This window comes from Cupriavidus sp. FW305-46 (genome assembly GCF_058787075.1).
In genome coordinates, this window is sequence record NZ_JBYSZI010000021.1 from 86069 (window position 1) to 94435 (window position 8367).

General features: G+C 69.7%; 7 protein-coding genes. All 7 read right to left on the bottom strand.

Annotation, left to right across the window (positions count from 1 at the left end; genetic code table 11):
* Positions 1-25: 25 nt before the first annotated feature.
* Positions 26-988, bottom strand: coding sequence for a DMT family transporter (locus tag AC3WON_RS12810; RefSeq protein WP_492351959.1), 963 nt, complete (start codon positions 986-988; stop codon positions 26-28).
* A complete protein-coding gene (locus AC3WON_RS12815; RefSeq protein ID WP_492351960.1) occupies positions 985-2571 on the bottom strand; it encodes an NAD(P)H-hydrate dehydratase in 1587 nt (528 codons plus the stop codon). The genes AC3WON_RS12810 and AC3WON_RS12815 overlap by 4 nt, the downstream gene beginning before the upstream one ends.
* A 6-nt stretch (positions 2572-2577) precedes the next feature.
* Positions 2578-3876, bottom strand: coding sequence for a D-amino acid dehydrogenase (locus AC3WON_RS12820; protein ID WP_492320262.1), 1299 nt, complete (start codon positions 3874-3876; stop codon positions 2578-2580).
* A 61-nt stretch (positions 3877-3937) separates the two neighbouring features.
* Positions 3938-5248 carry a TRAP transporter large permease gene (locus AC3WON_RS12825; RefSeq protein WP_010810067.1) on the bottom strand — a complete coding sequence of 437 codons (1311 nt, stop codon included), beginning with the start codon at positions 5246-5248 and terminating at the stop codon, positions 3938-3940.
* Positions 5248-5799, bottom strand: a complete 552-nt coding sequence (locus tag AC3WON_RS12830) for a TRAP transporter small permease subunit (RefSeq protein WP_492351961.1) — start codon at positions 5797-5799, stop codon at positions 5248-5250. The genes AC3WON_RS12825 and AC3WON_RS12830 overlap by 1 nt, the downstream gene beginning before the upstream one ends.
* A gap of 86 nt (positions 5800-5885) precedes the next feature.
* Positions 5886-6851 (bottom strand): TRAP transporter substrate-binding protein, encoded by a 966-nt coding sequence (locus AC3WON_RS12835; protein ID WP_492351962.1) that lies wholly within the window; start codon positions 6849-6851, stop codon positions 5886-5888.
* Positions 6852-6973: 122 nt separating this feature from the next.
* Positions 6974-8338, bottom strand: coding sequence for an amidase (locus AC3WON_RS12840; protein WP_492320150.1), 1365 nt, complete (start codon positions 8336-8338; stop codon positions 6974-6976).
* Positions 8339-8367: the final 29 nt, after the last annotated feature.

Below are 8367 nucleotides of genomic sequence, written 5' to 3' on the forward strand. Positions count from 1 at the left end.
TGCAACATACCAGCCTGGGCGCAGGCTAAGTATCGGACATTGTCTGACGGCGCGCGCCGCCGAGCCGGGCCGCGATGGCGCGTAGCACGGGTTCTCCCCCAGCGACGCACAAGCCTCCCAGGCAGATGATGCCGATGCCGATTGCGGTGGTCCAGTCGGGCAACTGGCCGAAGGCCAGGTAGCCGATCACCGTCGCGGACAGGATCTGCAGGTAGAGGAAGGGGCTCAGGAAAGACGCATCCGCGTACTGGAAGGCCCGAATGACGAAATAATGGCCAAGTGATCCGGTGATCCCCGCGGACAACAGCAGTGCACATTGCATCGGCGTAGGCCAGGCGCTGAACCAGAAGAAGGGCACGATCAGCGTGGTCAGGCAGGCGCCGGTTACGCCGCTCTGGATCAGCGTGGTCATCGGTGTGTCGTGCGCGGCAATGCGGCGTGTCAGCATCTGCATCAGCGCGAACACCAGCGCCGACACCAGGCCCAGGCCGACACCGAGCGGACTGAGCTGGCCGCCCGGGCGCACCACCACCAGCATGCCGGCAAAGCCGACCACCACACCGGTCCAGCGCATCCAGCGGGCATGGCGCCCGGGGCGCTCGCCCAGCAACCACGGCGACAATGCCACCACGAACAGCGGCGCGCAGAAATTCAGTGCCGTGGCCTGCGCCAGCGGCATCAGCATCAGCACGCTGAAGAACACCAGCGTCGAGACCAGCATCAGCGCGCCCCGCAGCCACTGCAGCCCAGGCTTCGCCGGCCGCCACTGGCGCCGCCAGCCGGCGGGGCCGAGCAGCAGGAAGATCGCGACCACATGCCCGACATAACGCACCCATGCCACGGCCACCAGCGGCAGTCCTTGCTGCGTCAGGGTCTTGCTGGTGGCATCGAGCAGGCTGAGGATCCATTGCCCGATGACCAGCAGGGCGATGCCGGTGAGCAGGTGGCGACGGTCGGCGGGATCGCGCAGCAGCGCGCCGCGCATCATGCGCGGGTCCCGGCCAGCAACTGGTTGAAGAGGGTGCGCGCGGGCGCGTACAGTTCGCTTGCGGTGACGCCGGCCGGCCCGGTGCCCTGGGCGACAAGGGCATCGGCGGCACGCCCGTGGATCCACACCGCCGCCTGGGCCGCGGCCAGCGGCGCCATGCCTTGCGCCAGCAGCGCCCCCAGCATGCCGGCCAGCACGTCACCGGTGCCGGCGCTGGCAAGTGCGGCATTGCCGGTCGGGTTGAGCGTGCATGGACTGCCGTCAGGCGCCGCGATCACGGTGCCCGATCCCTTCAGCACGACCACGGCCTGCCATTGCGCAGCCAGTGCCGCGGCAGCAGCGGGCCGGTCGCGCTGCACCTCGGCGACGGGAACGCCCATCAGCCGGGCGGCTTCGAGCGGGTGCGGTGTCATCACGCAAGCCGCGCCGCTGGCGGCCAGGGCCCCGGCCAGCGCCGGATCGGCGGCCAGCAGGTTCAGGGCATCGGCATCCAGCACACGCGGCAACGGCGCGGCTTGCAGCAGCCGCGCAAACTGCTTGTGTGCGTTGGCGTCCGTGCCCATGCCAGGACCGATCACCAGCGCCGACATCGCAGCGAGGGCCAGTGCGTCCACGGCATGCAGCATCAGCTCCGGATGCAGCGGATCGAACAGCGGTGCGGGCTGCGCCAGGAAGCCGATATGCACCTTGCCCGCGCCGAGGAACTGCGCGGCCCTGGCGCCCAGCAGCGGCGCGCCGGTCATGCCCAGGTTGCCGCCGATGACCGCCAGCGAGCCATGCGTGCCCTTGTTGCTGGCATGGTGGCGGCGCGGCAGCGCCGTGCTGAACAGCGCCGGGCCGTTTACCAGGCAATGGGGCGCTTCGTCCGGCGGATAGTCAAGGCCGATCGGCGCGATATCGACCTCGCCGGCGCAGTCGCGCCCGTCCAGCGTCAGCAGCCCGGGCTTGGCGGCGATAAAGGTCAGCGTGCGCTGCGCGCGCACTGCCGGCGCGCCCGCGCCGGTGTCGGCGAACAGGCCGCTGGGGATGTCCAGCGCAAACACCGGCAGCGCGCTGCGGTTGATTTGTCCGATCCACCACGCCATGGTGCCGTCGGCGGGGCGGTTCAGGCCGATGCCGAGCAGGCCGTCGACGAGCGCAGCGGTGCCCGCGGGCCAGTCCGCGTCATGCGAGGCAGCCATGCCTGCGACCACGCTGACCGGGACGCCGGCTGCGTGCGCTTGCTGCCATGCCGTCGCGGCGTCGGCGGGCAGGTGCTGCGGGTCCGCCGTCAGCCATACCTGCACGGCACGGCCGGCGCCGTGCAATTGCGTGGCGGCCACCAGCGCATCGCCGCCGTTATTGCCGGGGCCCGCCAGGAACAGCAGCGGGCCGGCGGGTGCATGGCAGGCCAGCCAGCGCGCGGCCGCGGCGCCGGCGCGCGACATCAGCGTAAAGGCGGGCAGTTGCGTGAAGGCGGCGTTCTCGATGCGGCGGATGGCGGCGACGTCGTACAGCGGAACCGGTGCGGAGGCGGCGGCATCGAGTGCAAACCAGCCGTCGCCGCTTGCGGGCGAGGTGGCGGTAGAGGCAGAGGGTGTCATGTCTGGTTATCTTGCCGGCCCCAGGCCGTAGCGGTCGGGCAGCAGGCCCTCCATGTCGATGTCCGGGCCACCATGGGTGCCGGCGCTGGCGGCGATCTGGTCAGCCGCAATCTTGCCCGATCCGCAGCTCATCGCCCAGCCCGTCGAGCCATGGCCGAGGTTGAGGAACAGGCCGGGCACGGCTGTTGGGCCGATCAGCGGCGGCCCGTCCGGCAGCATCGGCCGCGCGCCCGCCCATTGCGTGGCTTCCTGGTAGTTGCCGGCCACCGGGAACCAGTCGCGCGCGACCTTGACCAGGGTGTTCAGGGCGGCCGGCCGCAGATCAAGCGCGCGTGAGCCCAGCTCGGCCGTGCCGGCCACGCGCAGGCGGTTGCCCATGCGCGTGATCGCGACCTTGTAGGACTCATCCATCAGCGCGCCCAGCGGCGCCTGCAGTTCGTCGCGGACCATCACCGTCACCGAGTAGCCCTTGACCGGATACAGCGGCACGCGCAGGCCCAGCGGGCGCAGCAGCGCGGTGCTGTCGGCGCCGGCCGCGACCAGCACGCGGTCGGCGCTCAGCACCTGGCCAAGGCGCTTCTTGTCGGAGTGCTGCAGCTCGACCTGCAGCTTGCCCGCGTTGTCGGGCCTGACGCGCGCCACCTGGGTGTCGAAGCGAAACGACACGCCCGCGGCCTCGGCATGCCGGTGCAGCGCGCGCACGAACATCGGGCAGTTGCCGGATTCGTCTTCAGGCAGGTGCAGCCCGCCGGCCAGCGGCGTGTCGGCAGCCAGGCCCGGTTCGATGCGGCGGCATTCCTGCGCGCTGACCAGCCGGTGCGACACGTTGTTCTCGCGCAGCAGGGCCACGGCGGGCGCGGCCAGGTCGAGGTCGCGCGCGGCGCGGAACAGCTGCAGGTAGCCTTGCGACTGCTCGTAGTCGATCTCCAGCTCGCTGCGCAGCCGGTGCAGGCACCCGCGGCTGTAGAACGCCAGCCGCTGCATGCGCAGCTTGTTGGCGCGGTAGCGCTCCAGCCGGCATTCGCGCAGCCAGCGCGCGATCCAGCGCCACATGGCCGGGTCGGCGGAAGGGCGGAACAGGACCGGCGCCTCGCGCGCAAAGAGCGTGCGCAGGATCTTGCCGGGCATGCCCGGCGCCGCCCATGGCGTGACGTAGCCGGGCGCGATCACGCCGGCATTGCCGAAGCTGGCTTCCTGCGCCGGCGCGGCGCGGCGTTCGAGCACGGTCACGTCGAAACCGGCCTGCCGCAGGTACCAGGCGGAACTGACGCCGATCGCGCCGGCGCCGATGACGATCACATGCATCGGACTGGGACCCTCCATATTGCCGCGCCGGCAGCAAATGGCCGGGCTGGGCCGGCCAATGCTATTTGACTTCCTGCTGCATGACAATGTCCGGCAGCCAGGTGACCACGCCCGGCCAGATCGTGACGATGGCGATCGCCACCACCATCATCATGAAAAAGGGCAGCGAGACCCGTGCGATGTAGTTGCTGTCCTTGCCTGTCATGCTCTGCAGCACGAACAGGTTGAAGCCCACGGGTGGCGTCACCTCGGCGATCTCCACCAGCAGCACGATGAAGATGCCGAACCAGACCAGGTCGAAGCCGGCCGCCTGCACCATCGGCAGCACCGTCGCGGTGGTCAGCGCGATCATCGAGATGCCGTCCAGCGCCGTGCCCAGCACGATGTAGATCACTGTCAGCACGGCAATCAGCGCCCACGGCGACAGGTGCATCGCCGCCACCCATTCCGCCAGCGCGCGCGGGATGCCGGTAAAGCTCATGGTCACCGACAGGAACGAGGTCGCGCCCAGCACGAACATGATCATCGCGGTCAGCCGCGTGGCCGACATCAGGCTGTCCCAGAACGCCGCGCGCGTGAGCGAGCCGCCCGCCCACGCCAGCGCCAGCGAAGCCACCACGCCATAGGCTGCGGCCTCGGTCGCGGTGGAGTAGCCGGTCACCATGATCACGGTGATAAAGGCGATCAGCACGATGCACGGCAGCAGCTGGCGGATCGATGCCAGCCGCGCACGCCAGTTGAAGTGCTCCGACGGCGGGGTCTTGTCCGGGTTGGCCAGCGCCCAGACCACGATGTAGCCGGAGAACAGCAGCATCAGCAGCAGGCCGGGTATGAAGCCCGCCAGGAACACGCGGATGATCGACACGTCCGCCGACACCGCGTACACCACCATCGTGATCGACGGCGGGATCAGGATGCCGAGCGTGCCGGCGCAGGACAGTGAGCCGAGCGTGGTGCGCTCGTCGTAGCCGCGCCGCGTGAGTTCCGGCAGCGCCGACTTGGCGATGGTGGCGCAGGTGGCGGCTGACGACCCCGACACCGAGCCGAAGATGCCGCAGCCCAGGATATTGACGTGCATCAGCCGCCCGGGCAGCCAGCTCAGCCACGGCGACAGCCCGCTGAACATCTGCTCGGACAGCTTGGTGCGGAACAGGATCTCGCCCATCCAGACAAAGAGGGGCAGCGACGCCAGCGTGTAAGAGGCGCTCGACGACCACCATGCGTTGGCCAGGCTGACCAGCGCCTCGCGGTCCGAGAACACCACCAGCCCGACCCATGAGGTGACCGCGATGGCCACGGGGATCCACGCGCCGATCGCCAGGAAGACGATCATCACCAGCAGCAGGATCAGTGCAACCACGACTGTGCTCATCAGACCGTCTCCCCGAAATCGCCGGCGGCGAGCTTTTCTTCATGGGCCACCTGGTAGCGCGGCTTGTGCCCGCGCACCACGCGCAGCCATTCATCGGCGACCGCCAGCAGGAAGCCGACGCAGCCAAGCACCGCGAAGCTCTGCGGAATCCACAGCGGGATCACGATCTGGCCCTGCGAGACATCGCCGATTTCCCAGCTCTGCCACGCAAAGGTGCCCAGTGCCCAGGCCGCGTAGGCGGCAAACGCCAGGCAGATGGTCAGCGAGACCAGCTCCAGCACCCGGCGCCGGCGCGGGCCCACGGCCCCCAGCAGCATCTCGACGCGCACGATGCCGCCATGCTGGAAGGTCTGGCCAAGGATCAGGAAGGCGGACGCCGCGCACAGCCAGGCGACGATGTCATCGCCACCCTTGAAGATCACCGAGGTCTCCCGCGACAGCGACATCAGGATCATGATCACGCAGACGGCGAGGATGCACAGCGCGCCGAGCACGGCAAAGAGGTCGAGCAGGCGGTCGAGCCAGCGCTTGGAGGAGGGGGCAGTTGGCATGATGGACGGCGTCAGGGAGGGAGGGGCTCCCCGCCATGCCAGCCTGCGCGGCAAGGGCGGGAAGTTCATGGAGGCGGGCAGGCCGCCTACTTGCGGTAGGCGTCCAGGATGGCCTTGCCGTCCTCGCCCGCGCCCTTGGCCCAGTCATCCACCATGGTCTGGCCCACCTTCTGCATGTCGGCCTTGAGCTGCGGCGACGGCGGCTGCACCGTCATGCCGTTGCGCGACAGGGTCGCCAGGTACTCCTTGGTCTTTTGCTCCGACACCTGCCAGCCGCGCTTCTCGGCGTCGGCGACGGCCTTGAGCAGCGCCTCCTGGGTCGGCTTGTCCAGCGCCGCGAACGCCTTCTTGCTGACTACCAGCATGTTCTTGGGCAGCCAGGCGTCCACGGTGTAGAAGTACTTCACGCTCTCCCACACCTTGGTGTCGACGCCGGTGGCGCCCGACGACATGAAGGAGTTGACCGTGCCAGTGGCCAGCGCCTGCGCCAGGTCGGCAGCCTGGATGGTCACCGGCTGGGCGCTGACCAGCTCGGCGATGCGCGAGGTGGCCGGGTTGTACGCGCGCCATTTCAGGCCTTTCATGTCCGCGGCCGAATTGATTGGCTTGTTGGCATAGATGCCCTGCGGCGGCCAGGCCACCGCGTACAGCAGCTTCATGCCCTGCTTGTCGAGCACCTTCTCGGTGACCGGGCGCGAGGCCTGCCACAGCCTGTAGGCATCGGCATAGCTGGTGGCCAGGAACGGCACCGCATCGACGCCGAACACCGGATTCTCGTTGGCCAGCAAGGACATCAGGATCTCGCCCATCTGCACCTGGCCGGTCTGCACGCCGCGCTTGATCTCGTTGGCCTTGAGCAGCGAGCCATTGGGGTGCAGCACGATCTTGAGCTTGCCGCCGGTGGCCTTGTCCACGTCGTTGGCCATCTGCTGCAGGTTCTCGGTGTGCAGGTTGCTGGCCGGATAGCCGGTCGGCAGGTCCCACTTGGTATCCGCCTGTGCCGCCACGGCGGCCAGCATCAGGCCGGCCGCAACGATTGCCTTGACTCGCATCTCGATCTCTCCTGGTGTGCGCGCGGGGGCGCGGTGGTACTGCTGGTTGCGTACTACCTGGTGCCGGTCGCGCCCGCATTGGCGGGCACGCCGGCGCAAGATCAACGGCGCGGCGGCAGGGCTCAGTCGTCGCGCTGTGAAGGTTGCACGATGCGTTCCAACGCAAGGGCCGTGCCCAGCAGGTCGGCATCGCGCATCGGGCCGTGCGACAGCATCAGGCCCACGGGCAGCTCGTCCGGCGCGTGGCAGGGCATCGAGATCGAGCAGCCGTCAAGGAAATTGAAGGCCGAGGTATTGCGCAGCAGCAGGGCATTGACGCGGAAGAACTGCGCATCATCGGTGCGCAGCGGCGCAATCTCGGGCGCGACCATCGGCACGGTCGGGCAGACCACGGCGTCGAAGCGGGCCAGGCGCGCTTCCATGCGGGTGATCCAGTCCAGCCGGGCGCGGCCCAGGTCGATATAGTCGGCGGCGCTGACATTGGCGCCGCGGTCGATGCGCGAGGCCACGCGTGGGTCGTACAGGTCGCGCCGGGCGGCCAGCAGGTGGCGGTGGATGGCAAAGGCTTCAGCCGAGCTGAAGCCGCCCTGGGCGTTCAGGCCCGCCAGTTCGCCGAGCTCGGGCAGGTCGACATGCTCCAGCTGCACGCCGGCGGCCGACAGCCGGCCCAGCGCGCGGTCAAAGGCGCGCGCCACCACCGGGTCGAGGTCGTCCAGCAGGACCTGGCGCGGGATCGCCAGCCGCGTCGCGGCGGGGTTGGTGACGCGCGGGATCACTGCGCTGTCCGCGATCACGCTGTCCACGGCAATGCAGTCGCTGACCGTGCGCGCCATCGCGCAGGCGGTGTCGAGCGTGTAGGACAGCGGAAAGGCCCCCGTCAACGGCACGCGCCGCGCGGTGGGCTTGAAGCCGGTGATGCCGCACAGCGCGGCGGGGATGCGGATGGAGCCGCCGGTGTCGCTGCCAAGCGCCGCGACCGCCAGCCCCAGCGCCACCGAAACGGCCGCACCCGACGACGAGCCGCCCGGGATGCGCGCCACGCCATCGGTGCCGGCCGGGTTGGCCGGCGTGCCGTAGTGGGGATTGATGCCCACGCCCGAGAACGCGAACTCCGTCATGTTGGTGCGCCCGACCAGGGCTGCGCCTGCAGCGCGCAGGCGGGCGACCACGGTGGCGTCCGCCGTGGCCGGCGCGGCATCCTTGCGCACCAGCGAGGCTGCGCTGGTGACTTCGCCGGCCACGTCGTAAAGGTCCTTGACCGAAACCGGCAGACCCGCCAGCGGATGCAGCGCCTTGCCGGCGCGGCCGGCGGCATCGGCTGCGCGCGCGACCTGGGCCGCGGCCTCGAAGGTGCGGTGCAGGAACACGGCCTCGGCAGCCGGCGCGGCCGCAAGCGCGGCCGCCTGCTCGATGATCTGCGCACGGCTGGTGGCGCCGTCGCGCAGGCGGGTGTTCAGGGTGTCGAGGTCGGGAAGCATGGATGGCATGGGTCTGCAAACGGGGTGCGAGGGCGGGG

Bases quoted from the DNA above. Each gene is read 5' to 3' on its own strand.
- AC3WON_RS12825 (WP_010810067.1), bottom strand. From the start codon at position 5,248: ATGAGCACAGTCGTGGTTGCACTGATCCTGCTGCTGGTGATGATCGTC.
- AC3WON_RS12840 (WP_492320150.1), bottom strand. From the start codon at position 8,338: ATGCCATCCATGCTTCCCGACCTCGACACCCTGAACACCCGCCTGCGC.
- AC3WON_RS12830 (WP_492351961.1), bottom strand. From the start codon at position 5,799: ATGCCAACTGCCCCCTCCTCCAAGCGCTGGCTCGACCGCCTGCTCGAC.
- AC3WON_RS12815 (WP_492351960.1), bottom strand. From the start codon at position 2,571: ATGACACCCTCTGCCTCTACCGCCACCTCGCCCGCAAGCGGCGACGGC.
- AC3WON_RS12820 (WP_492320262.1), bottom strand. From the start codon at position 3,876: ATGCATGTGATCGTCATCGGCGCCGGCGCGATCGGCGTCAGTTCCGCC.
- AC3WON_RS12835 (WP_492351962.1), bottom strand. From the start codon at position 6,851: ATGCGAGTCAAGGCAATCGTTGCGGCCGGCCTGATGCTGGCCGCCGTG.
- AC3WON_RS12810 (WP_492351959.1), bottom strand. From the start codon at position 988: ATGATGCGCGGCGCGCTGCTGCGCGATCCCGCCGACCGTCGCCACCTG.